The following is a 21,693-nucleotide window of genomic DNA, read 5'->3' on the forward strand; positions in this document are numbered from 1 at the left end:
ACCATGATCTTTTCGGAAAACCGGTCTCCACTTTTCGCTAACGCCGACCTTCGGTTCGGGATCATGGTCCGCACGCATCATGTGCCGCGCGGCTTGGCGCGGCTGGTGGCGGTGGCGAGAAGCGGGTTCTCCGGCCAGACATGCCGGGGGTAGCGGCCGCGCATGTCGGCCCGCACGTCGGCCCAGGAGCCGCGCCAGAAACCGGGCAGGTCGCGCGTCGTCTGGATTGGCCGGTGCGCCGGCGACAGGAGCTCCAGGGTCAGCGGCACGGTGCCGTTGGCGACTGTGGGATGTCGGTCGAGACCGAACAGCTCCTGGACGCGGATCGCCAGCACCGGCCATTCGCCGTCATAGTGGATCGGCACGCGGCTGCCCGACGGCGCGTCGAAATGGGTCGGCGCCAGCGCCTCGATCCCGCGCTGGAGATCGTGCGGCACCAAGGCCATCAGGGCGGCCGAAAGCACGCCCGGATCGATCGCGGCAAAGGACGCCGCACCGGAGAGGTATGGCAACAGCCAGTCGTCGAGGCGCTCGATGAGTGCGGCGTCGGAAATATCGGGCCACGGCGCCCCGAGGCCGCGATGCAGCCAGCCGAGCCGTTGGCGCAGCGTTTCGGCTTCCTTGCCCCACTCCAGCAGCGTTAGCCCGTGTTCGCGCAAGGCGTTGACGACGGCGCGGTCCGCCTCGGCGCCGGCCGGGGCCGGCAGCATGCGTTCGGACAGGGTGATGGCGCCGAGACGGACGGTTTCGCGCACGCGCACCGCGCGCCTGTCGCGGTCGAAGCTGGTTTGGCGGCTTGTCTCGATTTTTTGCGCAAGCGAAGCGCGAATGTCGGTCTCATCTATCGCCGCTGCCGCCGTGATGCGGGCGTTCTGCGCCTTGCCCTGCAGGTCGGCGACGACGAGCCAGGTTTCGCCCGCCAGCGGATCGGCGGCGTCCATCATGGCGCCCGAGCCATTGGCCAGCACGAAACGGCCGCGCTCGCCGCGCGCCCTGGCGACGCGGTCCGGCCAGGCATGGATGAGGAGCGCGCCGGCATTACCCTCCCCCTCGAGGGGAGGGTCGATCCGCGCAGCGGATCGGGGTGGGGTCGGTTCGGGCACGCCATCGGTGACCCCACCCCGTCTCCCTCGCTTCGCTACGCTCAGCTCGCTCGCCGACCCTCCCCTCGAGGGGGAGGGTGAGGCCTGCTTCGCCAACCGTTCGGCAAGCTGCCGGGCAGAAACGGCGCGCGGCGACTTCTCTGTGCGAAACCGCATCAGCCGCCATTCGAGGTCGGCGCCGTCGCCGCCAAGGCCGCGCTCGGTGAGCAGCATGGCGAGCATGGCCGCCTCGAATGCCTGGCCGGTCTTCGCCGCCTCGGTGACCATGTGAGCCAGCCGCACAGGCAGTGCCAGCCGGCGCATCGCAACACCAGACTCGGTCAGGCGTCCTGCCTCGTTAACGGCGTCGAGCGCACGAAGCAGCGCCCTTGCCTCGGCGAGCGCCGGGGCCGGCGGCGGATCGAGGAACGAGAGGCTCACCGGGTCGGCGACACCGAAGGCGGCGCAATCGAGCAGAAGTCCGGAAAGATCGGCTTCGAGGATTTCCGGCGGGGTGAAGGCGGGAAGTGCTGCCGTCTGCTCGGCCCGCCACAGGCGGATGGCAACGCCCGGTTGCGTGCGGCCGGCGCGGCCGGCGCGCTGGTCGGCGGAGGCTCTGCTGACACGCACCGTCTCCAGCCGCGTCAGGCCGCTGGCCGGCTCGTAGCGCGGCAGGCGCGACAGGCCGGAATCGATGACGACACGCACGCCGTCGATGGTGATGGAGGTCTCGGCGATCGACGTCGCCAGCACCACCTTGCGGCGGCCGGACGGCGGCGGCTTGATCGCCGCATCCTGCGCCTTGCCGTCGAGCATGCCATAGAGCGGCACGACGTCGGTCTCGGCGCCAATGCGACCTTGCAGCCGCTCGGCGGTGCGCTCGATCTCGCGCTGGCCGGGCAGGAAGGCGAGCACGCTGCCGCTCTCGTCGGCAAGCGCGACAAGAATCGCCTTGGCCATGGCCTCCTCGACGGCGACGCCGGCCCGCCGCTCGTCATAGCGGATGTCGACCGAAAAGGCGCGGCCTTCGCTCTCGATCACCGGGGCGCCGGAAAGCAGCCGCGCGACACGCGCGCCGTCGAGCGTCGCCGACATGACCAGCAGTCGCAGATCGGGCCGCAGCGCACCTTGCACGTCGAGCGCCAGCGCCAGGCCAAAATCGCCGTCGAGCGAGCGCTCGTGGAATTCGTCGAAGAACACAGCCGAGACGCCGGGCAGTTCCGGGTCGTCGAGGATCATCCGCGATAGCACGCCTTCCGTGACGACGAGGATCCTGGTCCTGGCAGACGTGCGGTTTTCCATGCGCATGGCATAGCCGACCGTTTCGCCCGGCTCCTCGCCGAGCAGTTCGGCCATGCGGCGGGCGGCGGCGCGCGCAGCGAGACGGCGCGGCTCGAGCAGAATGATCTTGCCCGTGCCGAGCCATGCTGCATCGAGCAGCGCCAGCGGCACCAGCGTCGTCTTGCCGGCGCCGGGCGGCGCCACCAGCACGGCGCTGTTGCCAAGGCCAAGCGCGTCGCCGAGCGCCGGCAGCACGGCGGAGACCGGAAGCTCCGGCAAGGTCTTTCTGGTCATTGCTCCAGGGATGCTTCCATCCAATCGCGGCGGATCCGCAGCGCCCGCATATCAGCGCTGACGGCTGTCGCGCAACCGGTGCGGCCGGATCAAAGCCTCATCCGCGAAAACGGATTCCAGCGCACCGTGCCGAGCCTCACCTCCTCGCGCACCATCGTCAAAAGCCCTGAGCCGCCGACGACGGCGAGGCCGACAAGCGACAGGAAATCGGGATATTCCTGGAAGAACAGCGCGCCCAGGATCACCGCCCAGAGGATCTGCGAGTAATGCGTCGGCGCGATCCGGTTGGCGGGCGCGTATTTGACGGCCAGGAGCTGAAGCAACTGGCCGCAGGCGGTGAACACGCCCGACAGCACGAGCCAGGCCAGCTGCCTTGCATCCGGAAGCGAGAATGACGTGGCCGCGGCGCCGATGCCGTTGAAGAACAGGCCGTAGCCGATCAGCACGCCCAGCATCGTCGTGCGCTTTTCCCCAGCCGCGAGCGAACGCATCAGGATGACGCTGGCGGCGGCGAGGAAGGCAACGCCGAACGCGGCGAGGTGACCGAGATGCAGTTCGCGGAAGCCCGGCCGCACGACCAGCATGACGCCGGCAAAGCCGGCAACCACCGCCAGCCATCGCCAGGGGCCGACCTTCTCCTTGAGGATGAGGGTGGAAAGAATGGTGACGCAGAGCGGCGCCAGGAAAATCAGCGCATAGGCTTCCGCCAGCGGGATGGTCGTGAAGGCATAGACGCTGAGCACGCCGGAAGCGATGCCGGACCAGGCGCGGGCCTGCACCGCCCAGGGCCGCTTGGTGTGCCAGAAATCACGCCAGCGTTCGTCGTTCGGCCGGGTGAAGAGAAGAAACAAGCCGGCAAACAATGTCGAGAAAAACCCGATCTCGAACACCGTGAACTGCCCACCCAGGCTTTTGACGACGGCGTCGTTGCACGAATAGCTTGCATAGGCGATCAGGGCGAGCAGGATTCCGTTCGTCACGTTTTTTCATGTCCGGGGAGAAGGCAGAGTCGAGGTGGAGAGAGCAGAGTAATCGGCGCTCGATGCGCATCCGGACGACATCGAGATCCTTCATGCTCGGTACGATGGCCGCTTAAGCCGCGCAAGGCGCAGAATTGGTTTTTACGGCAGGGCGACCCAGGGCCTGCTTGCCGACATACGCACTTCTGCCGCCCAAGCGATCCGACCGGTGACGTCCAGCATCAGAACGATTGAGCCGGCATCCGGCGTGCCGACCAACCCTGCTGGCGCCACTTTTCCCGCACCAGCACCCGGAACGGAAGCGCAATGCTGCGGCGCAGCAACGAATTCGCTTGCCTTGTTTAGTAAAAATTGCATCACTAAACAAATTACTAAACATCCGCGGCCAGACCGCGTCGTCATGTTTAGACCCCTGAGGAGAGGGGTTTGAGGTTTCTTGAGACCGCCATCCAGGCGCGTTTCGCAAATGGGAGGAAGGCATGAAATCGACCTTGAAACTGACGTTGGGACTGACCTCGGCGATGTTTGCGTCGACAGCCGTTTCGAACGTCGCGCATGCGGAAGATCTGACGCTTTGCTGGGCGGCCTGGGACCCGGCCAATGCGCTTGTCGAACTGTCCAAGGACTTCACCAAGGAAACCGGCATCGGCATGAAATTCGAATTCGTGCCGTGGACCAACTATGCCGATCGCTTCCTCAACGAACTGAATTCCAAGGGCAAGCTGTGCGACCTGATCATCGGCGACAGCCAGTGGATCGGCGGCTCCGCCGAGAACGGCCACTACGTCAAGCTGAACGACTTCTTCGACGCGGAGAAGATCAGCATGGACGATTTCGTGCCGGCGACCGTTGTCGGCTATTCGCAATGGCCGAAGAACACGCCGAACTACTGGGCGCTGCCGGCCATGGGCGACGTCGTCGGCTGGACCTATCGCAAGGACTGGTTCTCCAAGCCGGAACTGCAGAAGGAATTCAAGGAAAAGTACGGCTGGGATCTCGCCGCGCCAACGACCTTCGACCAATTGAAGCAGATCGCCGAGTTCTTCCAGAAACGCGAGATCGACGGCAAGACGGTCTATGGCGCCTCGATCTATACCGAGCGCGGCTCCGAAGGCATCACCATGGGCGCCATGGACGTGCTCTACAGCTTCGGCTTCAAATACGAGAATCCCGACAAGCCCTACGAGATGGATGGCTTCGTCAACTCCGAGAAGTCGGTGAAGGGTCTGGAGTTCTACAAGGCGCTCTATGACTGCTGCACGCCTCCTGGAGCCTCGAACAGCTACATGGGCGAAGGCGTCGATGCCTTCAAATCCGGCCAGGTGGCGATGCACATGAACTTCGCCTTTACCTGGCCAGGCCTGCAGAAGGACGAGAATGTCGGCGGCGACAAGATTGGCTATTTCGCCAATCCCAAGGGTCCCGACGGCGATCAGTTCGCCCAGCTTGGTGGCCAGGGCATCTCGGTGGTCTCCTATTCGGACAAGCAGGAAGCCGCGCTCAAATACATCAAATGGTTCGCCAACAAGGACGTGCAGGCCAAATGGTGGTCGCTCGGCGGCTATTCCTGCCTCAACGCGGTCGTGAACGACCCGGGCTTCCCGGCCAGCCAGCCCTATGCGCAGACCTTCCTCGACTCCATGGCCATCGTGAAGGACTTCTGGGCCGAGCCCAGCTATGCACCGCTGCTGCAGGCGTCGCAGAAGCGCTTCCACGATTATGTCGTCGCCGGCCAGGGGTCAGCCAAGGATGCGCTGGACGGCCTGGTCAAGGACTGGACCGAGGTCTTCCAGGACGATGGCAAAATGTAATCAGCGAGAGACCGGCTCCTCCCGAGCCATGACCGCCTGTCCCGTGCCGCCCTTGGCACGGGACACAGTTCAGATAAATTCCATTGTCGAGACGACCAAGTGACCGAAGCGGGACTGACCATGCTCAATCGGACTGCGGACAGCGTTGCCCGGGCCACGCCTGAGCCGTTGGCCCGTAAGGTCCGGGGCATCAGCGACAAGGGCCTCGCCTGGCTGTTCATCTCGCCGACGATCCTCTTGCTTCTCGCCATCAACATCTTCCCGCTGTTCTGGGCGATCTATCTGTCCTTCACCAACTACCGCGCCAACCGCCCCAACGAGGTCGTCAAAAATGTCGGCCTTGCCAATTACCGACGCATCCTCGGCGACCAGGATATCTGGATCGCCATGCAGACGACGGCGCATTTCGTGTTCTGGACCATTCTTCTGCAAACGCTGATCGGTTTTACCCTCGCTTGGCTGATCGACCGGAAGTTTCGCGGCCACGCCTTCTGGACGACCATCATTCTCGTTCCGATGATGTTGTCGCCGGCGGTGGTCGGCAATTTCTGGCGCTTCCTCTACGAGCCGCAGATCGGGCTGTTCGCCTACGCCATCTCGTTCGTGTCAGGCATTCCGGCAACGCAGATCGGCATGCTCTCCAACGTCTCCCTGGCGCCGTGGTCGATCGTCATCGTCGACACCTGGATGTGGACGCCTTACGTGATGCTGATCTGCCTGGCCGGCCTGCGCTCGATCCCCGAATACATCTACGAGGCCGCCGAAGTCGACCGCGCCTCCAACTGGCGGCAGTTCTGGTCGATTACGCTGCCGATGGCGCTGCCCTTCATCATGCTGGCGGTGCTGTTTCGCGGCATCGAGAACTTCAAGATGTTCGACATGGTCAACCTGCTCACCGGCGGCGGGCCTGGATCGACCACCGAGGTCGCCTCGATCACGCTGAAGCGGCAGGCCTTCGAAAGCTGGCGGACGGGCTATTCCTCGGCCTTCGCCATCATCCTGTTCGTCGCGGTGTTCGGGTTGGCCAACATCTACGTCAAGGCGCTCAACAAGGTGAAGCAGAGATGAGCCTGACGTCAGCCCATTCGGTCGTCGCACCCTCGGCCACGTCGAAGCGCGTCGCCGGCACGATCATCGTGCTTTACGCGCTGATCTCGATCGTGCCGCTGCTGTGGATTTTCGCCACCAGCTTCAAGACACCGCCGGATTCGATCGCCTATCCGCCAAAGATCCTGTTCCAGCCGAGCATCGAGGGTTACTGCAATTTGTTCTCGACGCGAACCCGGCAGACGCCGGAATACATCAACTCGCTGGGACCGGCGACGGACGTCTGCGACGAGACGGTGCGCAAGCGCAACATGGTGATCGCCGGCCCGTCCAACTTCATGCCGCGCTTCGTCAATTCACTGATCATCGCCTTCGGTTCGACCTTCTGCGCTGTCTTCCTCGGCACGCTGTCGGCCTATGGCTTCTCGCGCTTCAAGGTGCCGCTGGCGGACGACCTTTTGTTCTTCATCCTGTCGACACGGATGATGCCGCCGATCGCCGTCGCCATCCCCATCTACCTGATGTATCGCGAGCTTGGCCTGTCGGACACCGCGCTCGGCATGATCCTGCTCTACACGGCGGTCAACGTGTCGCTGGCGGTGTGGCTGCTGAAGGGCTTCATCGACGAGATTCCGCGCGAATACGAGGAGGCAGCGATGATCGACGGTTATACGCGGCTGCAGGCGTTCTGGCGCACCGTGCTGCCGCAGGCGACCACCGGCATTGCAGCAACCGCCATCTTCTGCCTGATCTTCGCCTGGAACGAATATGCGTTCGCCGCCCTGCTGACCTCAGGCACGGCGCAGACCGCACCGCCCTTCATCCCGACCATCATCGGCGAAGGCGGCCAGGACTGGCCGGCGGTCGCCGCGGGCACGACGATTTTCCTGGTGCCGATCCTGGTGTTCACCATCCTGCTGCGCAAGCAGCTCTTGCGCGGCATCACTTTCGGAGCGGTGCGCAAATGAGCCTGACCCAACCCGCAAAACGCAAATCGCGCTGGCCGGTGTGGGCCAGGCGCGGCCTGATGGAGAACATCGCCACCGCGATCATCGCCATCGGCTTCCTGATGCTGTTCCAGCCCTTCGCGCTGCCGCTCTATACCTACTCCTTCGTCACCATGCTGGCCGGCACGGCGATGTTCATCATCGTCTCGAAATTTCCGGAGTAGACGATGGCGGAGATCAGGGTCGAGCATCTGAGGAAGGAATTCGGCGATTTCGTCGCGGTGCAGGATTCCAACTTCGTCGTCGAAGACGGCGAGTTCTTCGTCATGCTGGGGCCGTCGGGCTGCGGCAAGACGACGACGCTCAGGATGATCGCCGGGCTCGAACTGCCGACAGGCGGCAAGATCCTGCTCGGCGGCGAGGACGTCACCATGCGGCGGGCGCGGGAGCGTGACATCGCCTTCGTCTTCCAGCTGTTCGCGCTCTACCCGCACATGAACGTCAGGAAGAACATCGGCTTCCCGCTGCTGGCGCAAGGCATGCCCGGTGCCGAGATCCGCGCCAGGGTCGAGGAGACGGCGAAGCTTCTGCGCATCGACCATCTGCTCAACAAATCCGTCTCCGGCCTTGCCGGCGGCGACCGCCAGCGCGTGGCGCTTGGACGCGCCATCGTGCGGCGGCCAAAATGCTTCCTGATGGACGAGCCGCTCGGCACGCTCGACACCGAATTCCGCGATCTCATGGTCCATGAGCTGCGCGAATTGCACAGCCGCATCCACGCCACCACGGTCTACGTCACGCATGACCAGATGGAAGCGATGTCGATGGCCGACAAGATCGCGGTGATGAACCACGGCGTCATCGAGCAGTTTGGCACCCCACGTGAGATCTATGACCGGCCGGCGACCATGTTCGTCGCCGATTTCATCGGTTCGCCGCCGATGAATTTCCTCGGCTTCGGCGGCGGGCTTTCAAAAGGCGCCAGGGAAATCACCGTGCAAGGCGCCAAGGTGGCGGTGCCGGAGGTGCGCGAGGACATCGCGCCGGCCGACATGGCGCTTGGCGTCCGTCCCGAACACATCCGCTTCGACGATGCTTCGAAGCTGCGCGGCGCCATCTACGGCACCGAATATCTCGGCACCACGCAGATCGTAGCGGTGGAGACTGCAGGCGGCATCATCAAGGCGCGGGTCCCGGCCGAAATCCGGCTCAATGCGGGCGACCATGTCGGACTGGCACTGAGCAGCGCGCGGCTGTCGCTGTTCGAGAAGGGCTCGGGGCGCGCGGTGCGCACCGCCATCCATGACGCCACCGCAGAGGTCCGTCATGGCTGACGTGCACATCAAAGGCGTAACCAAGAGCTTCGGCGAGCACACTGCCATCAACAAACTCGATTTGCAGGTCAAGGACGGCGAATTCGTCGTGCTGCTCGGCCCGACCGGCGCCGGCAAGACGACGACGCTACGGCTGATCGCTGGACTGGAACGGCCGGATATGGGTTCAATCCATATCGGCGGCCGCGATGCGACAGCACTCTCGCCGGCCGAGCGCGACACCGCCTTCGTCTTCCAGCAATATTCGCTCTATCCGCATCTGTCGGTCTACGACAACCTCGCCTTTCCGCTGCGCTCACCGGCACGGCGCTTCCCCGAAGAGGCGGTGCGCCGCCGCGTCGAGGAAGTGGCCAGGATGGTGCGCATACATCACAAGCTGGACAACCGCTCGACGAAGCTTTCCGGCGGCGAGATGCAGCGCGTCGCCATCGGACGCGCCTTGGTGCGCAAGCCTTCGATCTATCTGATGGACGAGCCGCTGTCGTCGCTCGACGCCAAGCTGCGCGCCGACCTCCGGCTCGAGCTGAAGCGCATCCAGGCCGAGCTCGGCGCCACCATGCTCTATGTCACGCACGACCAGATCGAAGCGATGACCATGGCCGATCGCATCGGCATTCTCGCAGACGGCGTTCTGGTGCAGATCGGCACGCCGCGGACGATCTATTCGGAGCCGGCCAACCTTCATGTCGCCGCAAGGCTCGGCCAGCCGGCGATCAATCTGCTGCCGACCGGCCTTCTGCCCGATGGCGATGCGCCGGCGGGAACCAAAACGATCGGCGCGCGTACAGAACATCTGTCGATCGGCAAGGCGTCGAACGGCCACGCCGACGGCGTTGTTGACTGGATCGAGCATCTGGGCGACCAGAACCACCTGCATGTGAGCGTCGGGGCCAAAAAACTGGTGACGCTGACCGACCCCGACACGCAACTGGATAAGGGCAACAAGGTGACGATCCGCTACCGGGCACCGTTGTTTTTCGACCAGGCCGGCAACAGGATCGCAAACCGATGAGCGCTGGGACGATGGACAAGACTGCGACGATGGGCAAGGTTGACCTGAAGGCGCTGATATCAGCCACTGCCGACACGATTGCCGCCCACGCGGACGAGTTGACCACGCTCGACCAGGCGATCGGCGACGGCGACCATGGGCTGAACATGAAGCGCGGCTTCGAGGCGGTGCGCGCCGAGGCGGATACGTTCGCGGCAAAGCCATTGCCCGAAGCGCTGAAGGCGATCGGCACCAAATTGGTGATGACGGTTGGCGGCGCTTCCGGCCCGCTGTTCGGCACGCTGTTCATGGCGCTCGGCAAGGAGATTTCCGCTGAGCCGGATCGCGCCAATCTGGCGGCAGCCTTCGGCAAGGCGATCGAAGCGGTGGCGGCCAGAGGCAAGTCGCAGGTCGGGCAAAAGACCATGCTCGACGTGCTGCAGCCGGTGCATGACGCGCTGCTACAGGGAAAGACCGGAGCGGAAATCACCGACGCCGCCGACAGTGCGGCCGACGCCACCGTGCCGATGAAGGCCTTGCGCGGACGTGCCTCGTTCCTCGGCGACCGCTCGATCGGTCATATGGATGCCGGGGCACGCTCGACCGCGCTTCTGGTGCGGGCTGTCACTGAGACTGTCGAGGGACAGGCATGAGCAATGTCGGCATCGTCATCGTATCGCATTCACCGCTGGTCGCCGAGGGCACGGCCGACATGGTGCGCCAGATGGTCGGCGACGAAGTGCCGCTTGCATGGTGCGGCGGAAACGGCCATGGCGGGCTGGGCACAAGCGTCGAGGCGATCATGGGCGCCATCGACAAGGCCTGGTCGGAAGCGGGTGTCGCCATCCTCGTCGATCTCGGCGGCGCCGAGACCAACAGCGAGATGGCGGTCGAGATGATCGGCGAGCCGCGCGCGCAGAAGATCATCGTCTGCAATGCGCCGATCGTCGAGGGCGCGGTGATGGCCGCGACGGAGGCCTCCGGCGGCGCTTCGCTCCGGGAAGTGGTGGCGACGGCACATGAATTGTCGCCGTCGTGAATGAACAGGAATTTTGACTCGATGTCCGCATCCGCCGAAGCCACCGTCCTGATCACCCACGAGGTCGGTCTGCATGCGCGCCCTTCGGTGAAGTTCACCAAGCTCGCCAAGACGTTTTCGGCCGAGGTCGAAGTGGCGCTCGCCGCCAACGGGCCGTGGTTCGACGCCAAGAGCATCGTCAAGGTGATGGCGGCCAAGGCGCCGAAAGGCACGGTGCTGCATATCAGGGCCAGAGGCGCCGGCGCCGGCGAGGCGGTCGGTGCGCTGGTCGAGCTGGTACGGCGCGATTTCGACGAGGGCGCGGATCATGCCCGAATCGCTTAGGCTGAAGGGGATTTCGGCCTCCGCCGGTTATGCCGAAGGGCCGCTGTTCAACCTCGATCCTGTTGGCGCGTGCTACGCCGGCAAGGCGAGCGCCGTGGACGAGAGGCTCGCGCTCGAAACGGCAATCGAGGCAGCCACAAGCCGGCTTGTCACTCTGATTGAGGCGGTCGAGGGCGACGCCGCCGACATTCTTGAATTCCAGATCGCCATGCTGGAGGACGATGCGCTGACCGGCCCGGCCTTTGCCGCGATTGACTCGGGTCAGCCAGCGGATGCGGCATGGCGACAGGCGCTCGACGCCGAAATCGTCGGCTACGAGACGTCGGACCAGGACTATTTCCGGGCTCGCGCCGCCGACATGCGCGATATCAGGGACCAGGTGCTGCGTGCGTTGACCGAGGACAGCGAGGCCGGCGCGCCGGCGGGCGCCATCTTCTACGGCGAGGATATCGCGCCGACGCGCTTCCTCGAAACCGACTGGAGTTCCGGCGGCGGCATCGCGCTGAAAGCGGGGAGTGCCGCCAGCCACGTCGCCATGCTGGCGCGTTCGCGCGGCGTGCCGATGGTCGTGGGGCTTGGGGCAGTTGGGCTTGGTGCTTCGCCGGCTCATCTTGCCGGCGTCGCACTGCTCGACGCCGAGCATGGCGGCATCGTGCTGGCGCCATCGAAGGCCGAGATCGAGGCGTTCCGCCGATCATCGTCCTCGTTTGCCGCGCGTCGCGACAGGGCGGAGGCTTTCCTGGCACGGCCTGCGGTGACGAGAGCAGGCACGGCGGTGAGGGTGCAGGTCAACATCGCCGATCCGTCCGACGTCGACAGTATCGACGTTGCGACCTGCGACGGCGTCGGGCTGATGCGCACCGAATTCCTGTTCGGCAAGACGCTGCCGGATGAGGAAACGCAATATCGCGCCTATCGCAAGGTGCTGGAATGGGCTGATGAAAAGCCGGTGACCATCCGTACCGTAGATGCCGGCGGCGACAAACCGGTGCCGGGGCTCACCGTCGAGGAAGGCAATCCGTTCCTCGGCCTGCGCGGCATCAGGCTGTCGCTGGCGCGGCCGGAGATCTTCCGCGTGCAGATCCGGGCGCTGCTGCGCGCCGCCATGCATGGCAATCTCAAGGTGATGTTCCCGATGATCGCCGTCATGGACGAATATCGGCGAGCAGCCACCCTGTTTGCGGAAGAGCAGGCCGGGCTTTCCGAGCGCGGCGTCGCGCAAAAAATGCCTCCACTCGGCATCATGGTGGAAGTGCCATCGGTGGCGGTCGCACCGGAGGCGTTTGCGGAGGTCGCCTTCTTTTCGATCGGCTCGAACGACCTCACCCAATATGTGATGGCGGCGGCGCGCGACAACGCCTCGGTGGCGCATCTCAATTCGGTCAGGCACCCGGCCGTGCTTCGGCTGATCGCCTCGGTTGCCGCGTTCGGCCGCGCCCAAAAAATACCGGTCAGCCTGTGCGGCGACGCCGGCGGCGATCCGGCGGCGATCCCGGCGCTGATCGAGGCCGGCCTGCGCGACCTTTCCGTGGTTCCCGCCCAGCTCGCAATGGCCAAGGCGGCCATTGCGGATATCCCGATCTAGGCGTCGGCATGACCGAGAAGACGCCCGAAACCGGCTCCGAAGAGGCGATCCGCGCTTACAAGACGATCCTGTCACAGGTCATCGACCAGCGCCCGTCCGGCATGCGCCAGCGTCTCGCCGACGCGCTGGGCAAGCACCGCAGTTTCGTCACGCAGATTTCCAGCCCGGCCTATTCGATCCCGATCCCGTCAAAACATTTGCCGGCTATTTTCTCCGTCTGCCACTTCAGCCCGGCAGAACGCGACCATTTTCTCGCGGCCTACCACCAGGCGCATCCAGGAAAAATGCCGCTGGCAGCAGGTATGCGCAAGACGCGGCATGTCTCGCTCATCGTTCCGGATTTGGGCGACGACAAGCAGAACGCGGCGCTCGACCGGGCGGTCAACGATTTCATCCAGAAGATCACCAGCATCGCCGGCAAGGGCGGGACATAGTCGCGCCACGTTAAGCTATCTCGGGAGGAGACGGTCATGAAGAAGTTTCTGAATTCTGTGGACACGGTGCTGACCGAAAGCCTCGACGGCTTCGTTGCGGCCCATGCCGACATACTGGCGCTCGGCGACGAGTATAAATTTGTCCGCCGCAAGACACTCAAGCCGGGCAAGGTGGCGCTGATTTCCGGCGGTGGCTCCGGCCACGAGCCGCTGCATGGTGGGCTGGTCGGACATGGCATGCTGGATGCCGCCTGCCCCGGCCAGGTGTTCACCTCGCCGACGCCGGACCAGATGATGGCAGCCGCGGAAGCGGTCAACACCGGTGCCGGCTGCCTGTTCATCGTCAAGAACTACGAGGGCGACGTGATGAACTTCGACATGGCCGCCGAGATGTCGGAAGGCGTCATGCAAGTGGTAACCAATGACGATGTCGCGGTCGAGAACTCGTCCTACACCACCGGCCGACGCGGCGTCGCCGGCACGCTGGTGGTCGAGAAGATCGTCGGCGCCGCGGCCGAGCAAGGCGCGGCGCTGAAGCCGCTGAAGGCGCTTGGCGAACGCGTCAACGGGGCGACGCGCTCCATGGGCGTGGCGCTGACCAGTTGCACCGTACCGGCGGCGGGCAAGCCGACCTTCGACATTGGCGACGGCGAGATGGAATTCGGCGTCGGCATCCATGGCGAGCCCGGCCGCCGCCGCGACACGTTGAAAAGCGCCGACGCCATTGCCGAGGAGATCTGCGCGGCGATCGCCGGCGACCTCGGCGACAAGGCAAAAGGTCCGGCGCTGCTGTTCGTCAACGGCTTCGGCGGCACGCCGCTGATGGAGCTTTACCTGATGTACAACAGCGCCCGCAAAATTTTCGAGAGGAATGGCGTAACGGTCACGCGCTCGCTGGTCGGATCCTACGTGACTTCGCTCGACATGGCCGGCTGCTCGATTACGCTGACCATGCTCGACGACGAGACGACCGCATTGTGGGACGCGCCGGTGCATACGGCGGCGCTACGCTGGGGCATGTAGCCCCTCCAGAAATAGCCGGTGGCAAAACTGTCGCCTGCCGAGGATTCTCGGGCCAGTGTGTTGGATTCAGGCAACGATGTTCTTTCTTTACCTCTGGTAAGGTAAGGAATCCGCCAGGTTTTGGGGGCGGAACATGCGTTACAATTGGGATAGGGCACCGACGGGTTTCCAACGTCATAGAAAAACGTTGGCCGCCGTTTTGCTGATCGCCGGCGGTGTTGGACTCATGCTGGCGGCGCTGCCGCTCTAGAACCAATCCGAATGAACGCAGTCGAGATCGCGCTGGGGTGCCCGGGCGCGCGAAGATCCCCAATCACGACGCGGCACGTTTGCGACCAAGGCGAGGTCGCCAAAAGACGAAATTGCATATGCTTGCAAAAACAGCATACGCTGTTTCAAAGACAGCGAACATTCTTCAAAGCAGGCATTTCCTGGGGAGGAAGCTGGATGGCGTCACGCTACCACGAGGTCTATGACGGCTGGAAACGCGACCCGGAAAAATTCTGGGCGGATGCGGCCAAGGCCATCGACTGGTTCTCGCCCTTCGACACCGTGTTCGATCCGACAGCCGGCGTCTATGGGCGCTGGTTCGGCGGCGCCTCGTGCAACACCTGCTTCAACGCCGTCGACCGCCACGTTGCGGATGGCCGCGCCGACCAGATCGCGCTGATTCATGACAGCGCGATCTCAGGCACGGTCAGGAAATTCACCTATGCCGAACTGAAGCGCGAGGTGGTCGCGCTGACATCGGTTATGAAGAACCGCGGCGTCCAAAAAGGCGACCGGGTCATCATCTACATGCCGATGGTGCCGGAAGCGGCCTTTGCCATGCTTGCCTGCGCCCGGATTGGCGCCGTGCATTCGGTGGTCTTCGGCGGCTTTGCCTCGCACGAGCTCGCCACGCGCATCGACGACGCCAAGCCGAAGCTGATCATTTCCGCCTCCTGCGGCCTGGAGCCCGGGCGCGTCGTTGCCTACAAGCCGCTGCTCGACAAGGCGATCGAGATGTCGCGGCACAAGCCCGATGCCTGCCTCATCCTGCAGCGCGACCAATTGCGCTGTGAGATGAAGGAGAACCACGATATCGACTATGCCGACGCGGTCGCCCGCGAGCGGGCCGCGGGCGCCAATGTCGACTGTGTTGCGGTGCTCGCCACCGACCCGCTCTACATTATCTACACATCAGGCACGACCGGCCAACCCAAGGGCATCGTGCGCGACAATGGCGGCCACATGGTCGCGCTGAAATGGTCGATGGAGAACGAGTTCGGCATCAAGCCGGGCGAGGTGTTCTGGGCGGCTTCCGACGTCGGCTGGGTGGTCGGCCATTCCTACATCGTCTACGGCCCGCTGCTGCATGGCTGCACGACCGTCCTGTTCGAGGGCAAGCCGGTCGGCACGCCCGACGCCGGCACCTACTGGCGGGTGATATCGGAGCATGGCGTGGCCGCCCTGTTCACCGCGCCGACCGCCTTCCGCGCCATCAAGGGACAGGATCCAAAGGGCGAGTTCGTCCCGAAATACGACCTTTCGAAATTCCGCACGCTGTTCCTCGCCGGCGAGCGCGCCGATCCGGAAACCATCAAATGGGCGGAGCAGCAATTGCACGTGCCGGTGATCGACCACTGGTGGCAGACCGAGACCGGTTCGCCGATGACCATCAACCCGGCCGGCTTGGGCCTGCTGCCGGTGAAATACGGCTCGCCCGGCGTGCCGATGCCCGGCTACGACATCCGCGTGCTCGACGATGCCGGCCACGAAGTGCCGCGCGGCACGCTGGGCAATGTCGTGGTCAAGCTGCCGCTGCCGGCCGGCTGCCTGCCGACGCTGTGGAACGCCGATGACCGGTTTCGCCAAGCCTATCTTGATGAATTCCCCGGCTTCTACAAGACGGCCGATGCCGGCATGGTGGACGAGGATGGCTATCTCTATGTCATGGCCCGGACCGACGACATCATCAATGTCGCCGGCCACCGGCTGTCGACCGGTGCCATGGAGGAAGTGCTGGCAGCGCATCCGGACGTTGCCGAATGCGCCGTCATCGGCGTCGCCGACGCGATGAAGGGCCAGGTTCCGCTCGGCTTCGTCGTGCTGAATGCAGGTGTCTCGCGCGACACCGGCACTATCGAGACCGAGGTTGTCACCCTAGTGCGTGAGCGGATCGGCCCGGTCGCCGCCCTCAAGACGGTGGTGACGATCAAGCGCCTGCCAAAGACGCGCTCCGGCAAAATCCTGCGCGGCACCATGCAGAAGATTGCTGACAAGGAAGACTGGGCAATGCCGGCGACCATCGACGACCCGGTCATTCTCGACGAAATCACCGCGGCGCTGAAGGGACGCGGGATCGGGCGGTAAAGACATCGGGCCGATAGCCAATCGGCTATTGTGCAACGCAGCAAATCGCCATACAGTTTTGCCGGGGGCCAACCGACGATATGGCATGGCTCAGCAAAAGACTACATTTGGCGGCGTTGACATCCTTCGATTCCTTGCCGCAGTCCTCGTGATGTTCTACCATTACGGTTACTGGGTGTGGGCCTTTCCCGCCGGGGTTTCGGCGCGGGCGACCGGCGGCATCCCGCAGCATCCCTACCTGGAGATGCTCGGCTCAGGATGGGTCGGCGTACAAGTGTTTTTCGTCATCAGCGGCTTCGTCATCGCCTTCAGCGCCGAAAACTCGACCGCATTGCGGTTTTTCGAGGCAAGGGTGAAACGATTGGTGCCGGCGGTCTGGATCTGCGCGCCCATCACCGCGGCGGTGCTGCTCCTGGTCGACCTCAGCTGGCCGTCGGATGCCGTGATCAGGCTCATTCGCACTGCATTGTTCGTTCCCTACTCCCCCTGGGTGGACAGCGTCTATTGGACGCTCGGCATCGAGATTGCCTTTTACGCCGTCGTCTGGACATTGCTGCGGCTGGGGCGCTTTCACATGATGGAGGTCGTGGCCATCGTGATCGGCATGGTCAGCACGCTTTTCTGGTGCCTGTATTATCCGCTCGACTGGTCCGACCTTGCCGAGGCGCGTTGGCTTGCCCTGCTGCTGGTGCATCACGGCTGCTTTTTTGCGGTCGGCGTCATGATCTGGCTGATGCGATTCAAGGCGGTGACACGCGCTCGCCTCGCCCTATGCGCCCTGTTTCTGGCAGGCTGCGTCCTGCAGATCGCCAGCTCGGTCGATGTTCACAGTGTGAAAGTCGAAGAGCAGATGCCATACGCGCCACCGATCATCTTCTTCCTCTTCGCCGTCGCCCTGATGGCGTGGTCGTTGCGGCTCGACCTGTCGTGGCGCGGCTGGCGCCGGATTGGTCTGATGACCTACCCCCTCTATCTGATCCATAATGTCGTCGGTGCGGCCATTCTCGGGGCACTGATGCGCGCGGGGGTGCCCTACCTGCTTTCGGCAGCCGTCGTAGCAGCAACCATGATCGCGGCGAGCTGGCTGATTGCGATTGAGGCCGAGCCACGAATCCGGCTCCTACTCGACCGTACGATCTTCCGCTATCGTCTCAAGGCCGCCTAACCGCGCCAGCGTGTCACCCGCTTGCGGGCTGCAGACTTCCTGCCGCGAAATCCGCGGCGCCAGGCATGCCGCCTTTCGCGCCGCGCAGCTGACTCGGTATCGCCGGCAAACGCGGTGGGCTGACGCGGAATCGATTTTCGGCCCGAACAAAGCGCTTGGGCGGGATACGTTCGGACTGAACTGCGCATCGCGCTCTGGCGCTTTGTTCTAGAGCGGCGGGTTGAAGCGTGCCGCGCTCCATCTTCTTGTTTTGTTTGAGCACCGGATTTTTCCCAGAACCGGCACACCCTCGGTCAAGCGTGGGGCATGCTGTTGAGTCCGATGCTCTCGCCGCGTCTCCGCGGCCGCGAGTCCACTTGGCTGTAAAAGGCTTCAAGCGTCTTTGGTGGTCCAACCAGACGCGCGGCGCGGCAATGCCGGTCTCAGGTGTTTGCCTTCGTCCGCGCTTCCGATTTTTCCAGATAGTAGGTCGAATATCTGTCGAAGAATTTTTCCGAGCCGCCGATCGATGCATACTTCGCCAGCTTCTTCAAATCGACCTTGTTCAGAACCACGCCGACGATCTTGTTGGCGATATAGGTTTCCGAACTCAGTATGGATTGCACCATCGCACGCGGCGTGCGCCCCCACTCGGTTACCAGCACGAAACCATCGACAAGCGGAGCAAAGGCCTTGGCATCGACCACGGGCCCGAGCGGCGGCAGATCGACGATGATGTATTCGAAGGTTTCCTTGGCGTTGTCGATGAAACGCCGCATTCCGGCCGAAGACAGAAGCTCGCTCGTGTGCGAGAAATGACCGCGCGGAACGGCCGGGATGATGGCCAGCTTCGTCTGCCGGTCGATCTTTCCGACGGACTGCCACGTCTGCCCGCTCACCACCGCTTCCATCAGGCCTTGCTCGGTCTCCATGCCAAGGCTGCGGCTGAGGCCGGGGTTGCGCAGGTCACCGTCCACCAGCAGCGTTTTGGAACCGTTGGCGGCTAGCAGTCCTGCCAGATTGGCCGCCACGGTCGACTTGCCCTCGCCGGGAAGGACCGAGACTATGCCAATGACACGGCTGCCTTGCCCTTCCATCACGACGTCGAACGCAATCTTGGTGCTGCGGAGCGTTTCGGAAAACATCGACGCCGGGGCGTCAATGCTCACACGCATGCGCGCGCGCTTTTCGGCGGCCGACGGTGATTGGGCGGTTCTGACATCCGCCTGGCCATCGTCGCGCTTGTCGTCCTTGCCGATCCTGCTGCCAATGATCGGCAGGTAGCCGAGGAACTTGAGGCCGACGCGATCGCGAACGTCCTCGCCTGTCCTGAAGAACCGTTCCCTGAATTCATTCAGACCACCAACCCCGGCCCCCAGCATCACGCCAAGCACAAGCGAAAGTCCCAGCACAATGGACGTGCGTGGGGTTGCGGCGGATTGCGGCAGCTTCGCGTCCGAGATGACGCGGATCTTGCCGACCGGGAACGATTGCTGCTGGGAGGCTTCCTCGTAGCGGCCAAGGAACGTCTGATAGAGGGTCGAGAGCGCCGTTGCCTTCTGCTCCAGTTCACGCAGCTGGACCTGCGTCTGGTTGTCGACGGAACTCTTGCCGGCCGCTAACGCGACATTTGCACGGAGCGCCGTCTCGCGCGCGAGGGCGACTTCGTATTCGTTGCGATAGCTTTCGGTCAGTTGCTTCAGCTCGCCGAATATCTGCGCCGATATGTCGGCCTTTTCCTTGGCAAGCGCGACCGCCTGGGGATGCTCGGCGCCGAAATTGGCTTCTACATCCTGCTGCCGCTTGGCGACAGCGAGATAGCGTGTCTTGAGCGTCGAAATGACCGAGTTGCTCGGCTGGTCGCTTGATATCGCGGCGTCCCTGAACGCGTTGTCCGAGCCGCTTTCGACGATCGACTTGTACTGCTGGTAGCGGGCGCTGGCGCGGGCGGTATCGGCCTGCGCTTCAATGAGCTGCTCATTGAGGTCGGACAGTTGTTTGTCGCTGATCAACTGGCCATTGTTATTGACGGCCAATCCATGTTCCGCCCTAAACTTCTCAACCGCGAGCGCCGCTGCCTGGGAACTTTCGCGAAGCTCGGTCAGCCGGCCTTGCAGCCAGACCGCCGCCCGCTCGGTCGCATCGAAACTCGCATCGAGTTGATCCGCGAGATAGGCGTCGGCGTAGGCCTTGGTGATCGCGGTCGCAAGTACGGGATCCGTCGCCTGATAGGCGATGGAGATCACATAGCTTCGACCGAGGCGCTCGGCTTGCACCTCGTTCTGCAATTTGAGGATTGCGTAATCGCGGCGTGACGAAGCCATCATTGCCTCGCGCGCCGCCTCATCAAGCTGGGTGACGTCGGTGACGCCTACGACCGGGTTGGGACGGAAATACCGGACCATGCCGCGAACGAAACCGGCAGCCTTCGACACGGCCGATGTGGGGGGATCCATGAAAGCGTCGTTCTGATCGAGCTTCTCCTTGTCGACAACCACCGCCGCCAGTCTGGCCGAGTGAAGAATTTCGATCTGGCTCAGAATGGCGGAATCGGTCTGCATGCTGACCGATGCCGCCGAGACCTCGTCGACGACCTTGTTCAACCCTTCGTCGATCAGGACGCGGCTCATCGCCATGTAGGTGGGAGGCGTGGTCTGCAAATAGAGCACACCCAGAAAAAGACCGATGGCGGCGCATGCCGCGACCACCTTTGCCTGCCTTGCTGCCATGCCGAGCAGGCGCTCGACATCGATGAAGTCTTCGGCGCTTACTGCGTCTGAACTCGGCAATGGCTTCCTCTTGTCGAGAGGAAAATTGGCATAATTCATCTTCGATCCAATTCTAGTTTGCGTCTGGAGCGGCGGCCCTTCAAGTCGAACTGTTCCGCCGCTCTATCTTTGTTCGAGCATCGGATTTTCCCAAAATCGGTCTCCCTTTTTGGGTCGATGCTCTCGTTTGCAGGCGCTAGAGCAAGATCAGGAGCACCAGCATATATGGGACGCAAGCTTCATGCCAGATACCGCGAGATCGGGGCGACCAACCGCATCGGCGTGTCTTGCGTCACCCTCATATGCTAATGCTCCCAAAAAATGGGCATTATGCGGCTTCTACCCGGCGCTCATGCGTCCGGACGAACTCCTGAAGCATGTCGAAGACGGCCTCCTTCATGTCGTCGCGGGACAGTGCGAAGGCGACATTGGCCTGGATGAACCCCTCCTTCGAGCCGCAGTCGAACATGCGGCCGTTAAAGGGCTGGGCGAAGAAAGCCTGGTTTTGCGCAAGGCGGACCATGGCGTCGGTCAGCTGGATTTCGTTGCCGGCACCGCGTTGCTGATTGCCGAGCAGCGAGAAGATCTCGGGCTGCAGGATGTAGCGGCCGTTGATGTAGTAGTTCGAGGGCGCATTGGCCGGAGCCGGCTTTTCGACCATGGCGGTCACCTCGAAGCCCGTGCCGACATCCGCGCCGCAGCCGACGATGCCGTATTTGCTGGTTTCGGTCGGCTCGCAGCGCTCGACGGCGATAACGTTTCCGCCGGTATGTGCATATAGGTCAGCGATTTCGGCGAGACATCCGCGCCCGCCGAAGGACACCATGTCCGGCAACAGCAATGCGAAGGGCTCATCGCCGATGACCTCCCGGGCGCACCATACCGCATGGCCGAGACCTTGCGGCGACTGCTGCCGGATGAAGCTCGTCGCACCGGCCACGGGAAGCAGGCTTTCGAGCGCCTGAAGTTGCGCCGTCTTGCCGCTCTGCTCCAAAGTCCCAATCAATTCGGGATGCAGGTCGAAATAATCCTCGATGACCGCCTTGTTGCGGCCCGTCACGAAGACAATGTGCTCGATGCCGGCTTCGAACGCCTCGTCCACCGCATACTGCACGACAGGCCTGTCGACGACCGGCAGCATTTCCTTCGGCATGGATTTGGTCGCCGGCAGGAATCGCGTCCCAAGCCCCGCCACCGGTATGACTGCCTTCCTGACTTTCTTCATTGCATATTCCTTCTGAGGGGATCGACTTC

General features: G+C 63.5%; 18 protein-coding genes. 14 read left to right on the forward strand and 4 right to left on the reverse strand.

Features of this window, described 5'->3' with window-relative positions:
- Positions 1-77: 77 nt before the first annotated feature.
- Both hrpB and AC0NID_RS03300 read right to left on the reverse strand, forming a co-directional pair.
- Positions 78-2,657 carry an ATP-dependent helicase HrpB gene (gene hrpB / locus AC0NID_RS03295; RefSeq protein ID WP_473522214.1) on the reverse strand — a complete coding sequence of 860 codons (2,580 nt, stop codon included), beginning with the start codon at positions 2,655-2,657 and terminating at the stop codon, positions 78-80.
- 89 nt (positions 2,658-2,746) lie between these two features.
- Complete coding sequence (locus AC0NID_RS03300; RefSeq protein ID WP_473450779.1) at positions 2,747-3,637, reverse strand: DMT family transporter; 891 nt, start codon at positions 3,635-3,637, stop codon at positions 2,747-2,749.
- A gap of 479 nt (positions 3,638-4,116) precedes the next feature.
- Here AC0NID_RS03300 and AC0NID_RS03305 point away from each other — a divergent pair, with 479 nt between their 5' ends.
- From AC0NID_RS03305 to AC0NID_RS03370, 14 genes are all read left to right on the forward strand, one after another.
- On the forward strand, positions 4,117-5,448 hold the full coding sequence (locus tag AC0NID_RS03305) for an ABC transporter substrate-binding protein (RefSeq protein WP_473450781.1): 1,332 nt from the start codon (positions 4,117-4,119) through the stop codon (positions 5,446-5,448).
- Positions 5,449-5,568: 120 nt separating this feature from the next.
- Entirely contained in the window at positions 5,569-6,516 is a 948-nt protein-coding gene (locus tag AC0NID_RS03310) for a carbohydrate ABC transporter permease (RefSeq protein WP_473451485.1), read from the forward strand.
- Positions 6,513-7,463, forward strand: a complete 951-nt coding sequence (locus AC0NID_RS03315) for a carbohydrate ABC transporter permease (protein WP_473450782.1) — start codon at positions 6,513-6,515, stop codon at positions 7,461-7,463. The genes AC0NID_RS03310 and AC0NID_RS03315 overlap by 4 nt, the downstream gene beginning before the upstream one ends.
- On the forward strand, positions 7,460-7,666 hold the full coding sequence (locus AC0NID_RS03320; RefSeq protein WP_145721874.1) for a hypothetical protein: 207 nt from the start codon (positions 7,460-7,462) through the stop codon (positions 7,664-7,666). The genes AC0NID_RS03315 and AC0NID_RS03320 overlap by 4 nt, the downstream gene beginning before the upstream one ends.
- 3 nt (positions 7,667-7,669) lie before the next feature.
- Complete coding sequence (locus tag AC0NID_RS03325) at positions 7,670-8,776, forward strand: ABC transporter ATP-binding protein (protein ID WP_473450784.1); 1,107 nt, start codon at positions 7,670-7,672, stop codon at positions 8,774-8,776.
- The gene (locus AC0NID_RS03330) at positions 8,769-9,788 is read left to right on the forward strand and encodes an ABC transporter ATP-binding protein (protein WP_473450786.1); all 1,020 of its coding nucleotides are present in this window, start codon (positions 8,769-8,771) and stop codon (positions 9,786-9,788) included. The genes AC0NID_RS03325 and AC0NID_RS03330 overlap by 8 nt, the downstream gene beginning before the upstream one ends.
- On the forward strand, positions 9,785-10,420 hold the full coding sequence (dhaL, locus tag AC0NID_RS03335; protein WP_473450788.1) for a dihydroxyacetone kinase subunit DhaL: 636 nt from the start codon (positions 9,785-9,787) through the stop codon (positions 10,418-10,420). The genes AC0NID_RS03330 and dhaL overlap by 4 nt, the downstream gene beginning before the upstream one ends.
- Positions 10,417-10,806: a dihydroxyacetone kinase phosphoryl donor subunit DhaM gene (gene dhaM / locus AC0NID_RS03340; RefSeq protein ID WP_127278068.1), complete on the forward strand. Its 390-nt coding sequence runs from the start codon at positions 10,417-10,419 to the stop codon at positions 10,804-10,806. The genes dhaL and dhaM overlap by 4 nt, the downstream gene beginning before the upstream one ends.
- Positions 10,807-10,827: 21 nt before the next feature.
- The gene (locus tag AC0NID_RS03345) at positions 10,828-11,130 is read left to right on the forward strand and encodes an HPr family phosphocarrier protein (protein WP_473450790.1); all 303 of its coding nucleotides are present in this window, start codon (positions 10,828-10,830) and stop codon (positions 11,128-11,130) included.
- Complete coding sequence (gene ptsP, locus AC0NID_RS03350) at positions 11,114-12,715, forward strand: phosphoenolpyruvate--protein phosphotransferase (protein WP_473450792.1); 1,602 nt, start codon at positions 11,114-11,116, stop codon at positions 12,713-12,715. Before AC0NID_RS03345 ends, ptsP begins: the two co-directional genes overlap by 17 nt.
- Before the next feature lie 8 nt (positions 12,716-12,723).
- Complete coding sequence (locus AC0NID_RS03355; protein ID WP_473450794.1) at positions 12,724-13,149, forward strand: hypothetical protein; 426 nt, start codon at positions 12,724-12,726, stop codon at positions 13,147-13,149.
- A 36-nt stretch (positions 13,150-13,185) separates the two neighbouring features.
- Complete coding sequence (gene dhaK, locus AC0NID_RS03360; RefSeq protein WP_473450796.1) at positions 13,186-14,172, forward strand: dihydroxyacetone kinase subunit DhaK; 987 nt, start codon at positions 13,186-13,188, stop codon at positions 14,170-14,172.
- A gap of 447 nt (positions 14,173-14,619) precedes the next feature.
- Entirely contained in the window at positions 14,620-16,527 is a 1,908-nt protein-coding gene (locus AC0NID_RS03365) for a propionyl-CoA synthetase (protein ID WP_473450798.1), read from the forward strand.
- 85 nt (positions 16,528-16,612) lie between these two features.
- Positions 16,613-17,692, forward strand: a complete 1,080-nt coding sequence (locus tag AC0NID_RS03370) for an acyltransferase family protein (RefSeq protein WP_473450800.1) — start codon at positions 16,613-16,615, stop codon at positions 17,690-17,692.
- Between the two features lie 422 nt (positions 17,693-18,114).
- On the opposite strand, the gene AC0NID_RS03375 is transcribed toward AC0NID_RS03370, so the two are convergent.
- Entirely contained in the window at positions 18,115-20,499 is a 2,385-nt protein-coding gene (locus AC0NID_RS03375) for a polysaccharide biosynthesis tyrosine autokinase (protein ID WP_473450802.1), read from the reverse strand.
- 268 nt (positions 20,500-20,767) lie between these two features.
- Positions 20,768-21,664, reverse strand: a complete 897-nt coding sequence (locus AC0NID_RS03380) for a UTP--glucose-1-phosphate uridylyltransferase (RefSeq protein WP_473450804.1) — start codon at positions 21,662-21,664, stop codon at positions 20,768-20,770.
- Positions 21,665-21,693: the final 29 nt, after the last annotated feature.

It is taken from the genome of Mesorhizobium sp. WSM4821 (assembly GCF_055901555.1).